Below are 2276 nucleotides of genomic sequence, written 5' to 3'. Positions count from 1 at the left end.
GGTAATTGCATGAATCATTGCATGAAAACGGGGCTGTCTGCCGACGAAGGGTGCAGGAATCCCGAGGAATTGAGGTTGAACAATATGATACATCATTGGATCAGAACCGGGTTGGATCGGCTCCGGCGCACAGGGGCTGCCCTGACCGCTGCCGCATGCGCATTGGGGCTGCCGGGATTTTTTGCCCGGCAAACCCCTGCTAGCGCCGCCAACCTTGTACTGGTGTATGCGGAGTCTGTGGAGGCACAGCCTGGCGACACGGCGCAGGTGTCCCTGTATGCAGAGGATAACGGGGGCTTTTCCGGCATGGGGCTTGTACTGGAGTATGACGGGGCGCTGGAGCTTGTAACCAACGAGTATGGCAAGCCCCTGTGTACCTATGGGGATCTGATCGGCTCCGACACTTGCATGATCCTGGAGGCGGAGGGCAGCAAATGCGGCGTTGCCATTGCCTCCTCCCAGTTGATTCAGCAGGATGGCACTCTTGTGACCCTTTCCTTCCGGGTGCCCCAGACCGCTCAGCCCGGGGACACCTTCGCTCTGAATCTGACCGCCAATGCCGCCTATGACAACAGGGACAATGCGGTTTCCATCCAGACCTACAGCGGCAAGATCCAGATTCCTCAAGCTACTACAACGACCACTACTGAAACCACCACTACCACAACCACCACTGAAACTACCACCGCTCCAACGACCACCACCGCCCCTGCGCCGGTGGAATTTTCCGTGGGGCATGCGTCCGGATTGCCGGGGGAAACCGTGTATCTGCCGGTGTATGTGGGACCCCATTCCGGCATTTCCGATATGGAGTTTCGCCTACAGCTGCCGGAGATATTCCACTCTGTCTTGTCCAATGACGAGTACCAGATTGTGGGTATACCGTCCCTATGGAGCATAGGTTCTGCACACAATACCACCGGCGGACTGGCTTTAGCACTGAACGCCGGATTGAACCCGGATGTAACCGGGGAACTGTTCCGGATTCAGCTGGTGATTCCGGAGGATGCAGCACCGGGGGAATACGAGATATCCGTTCAATCAGTCGCCATACGGAATCCGGAGGGGACGGCATACACCTGTGCAGCCGCTCCCGGCTCTGTGCAGATCCTGATGCCGGAAACCACTACGGCGGAAAGCACTACGACTACCACCATGACCACTGCCACCACGACCACTACCACCACCGCCACTGAAACCACCACTGCCCCCGGTACGCCGGTGGAATTTTCCGTGGGGAATGTGCCCGGACTGCCGGGGGAAACCGTGTATCTGCCGGTGTATGTGGGGGAGAATCCGGGCTTGTCCGCTGCTGTGCTGACCTTCCGGTACGGAGGCATGCTCCAGCCTGCTGACGCCAACAGCACGCCCCAGGTGCAGTATCTGAAGGCCGGCTACTGGGGGGAGGTCAGCTACGATACCCAACTGCTGACCGTATCCATGCATGCCGCCTGGAGTCAGTATGAAAACGGGGAGATTCTGCGGATCCCGGTGGCGATTCCGGCGGATGCGGTGCCGGGCATTTATCCGGTGACACCGGAATCTGCCAGCTTTGCAGCAATGGATGGGAGCACCCGGCAGTGCAGCCTGTTTGCCGGGACGGTACAGGTGGTAGGAGCAGTGACCACCTCCGCCCAGGTCACGGAGAATACCACCACTACCGGGTATACCACGACCGCTACGGAAGCTATCACCACAACGGAAACCACCATTGAAACGACTACAACTACCACAACGGAAGCTATCACCGAAGCGACTACAACTACCGCTGCTGAAACCACCATAACTACTACAACCACCGCTGCGGAAACAACCACTGTGCCCATTCAAACCACCACAGCCACCCGGACCACCGCCCTCCAGCCAGGCTATCTGCCCGGAGACGTGAATATGGACGGCAGGGTAACGGTAGCGGATGCGGTGCTGGTGCTGGAGGCATGCGCCCGGATGGCGGCAGGGGAGCCCTGTCCTCTGAGCGATGTACAGCAAAAGCTGGGGGATCTGGTGCCGGATGGGTACATCAAGGTGTCGGACGCAGTGGAGCTGCTGGGGATCATTGCACGGGGGATCGCAGGGTAAGTTCCGACGCTTGATAGATTTGCTGAACCGTACTGTTTTTGCAGTACGGTTTTCTTTTTAGTGACCATCTTTTCCGGGCGTTTTTTTATGCTCTGCGTGCTCCGTTTACGCAGGAGCGTTCTACCAACCTCTTGGGGAGATGTGTGTTTTTTATTTGTTTAACCGGATGGGTCACGCATGACCCATCTACCAGAATC

The 2276-nt window shown here is 57.9% G+C and carries 1 protein-coding gene; it reads left to right on the top strand.

What is annotated here, in order from left to right; translation table 11 throughout:
• Positions 1–84 precede the first annotated feature (84 nt).
• Positions 85–2079, top strand: a complete 1995-nt coding sequence (locus RUM_RS12955; RefSeq protein WP_197533022.1) for a cohesin domain-containing protein — start codon at positions 85–87, stop codon at positions 2077–2079.
• Positions 2080–2276: the final 197 nt, after the last annotated feature.

The organism is Ruminococcus champanellensis 18P13 = JCM 17042 (genome assembly GCF_000210095.1).
In the GTDB taxonomy this organism is placed as follows: domain Bacteria; phylum Bacillota; class Clostridia; order Oscillospirales; family Ruminococcaceae; genus Ruminococcus_F; species Ruminococcus_F champanellensis.
This window is presented reverse-complemented; position numbering and strand designations above follow the sequence as displayed.

Excerpts from the sequence above, each read along its gene's own strand:
- RUM_RS12955 (WP_197533022.1), top strand. The coding sequence starts at position 85 with ATGATACATCATTGGATCAGAACCGGGTTGGATCGGCTCCGGCGCACA.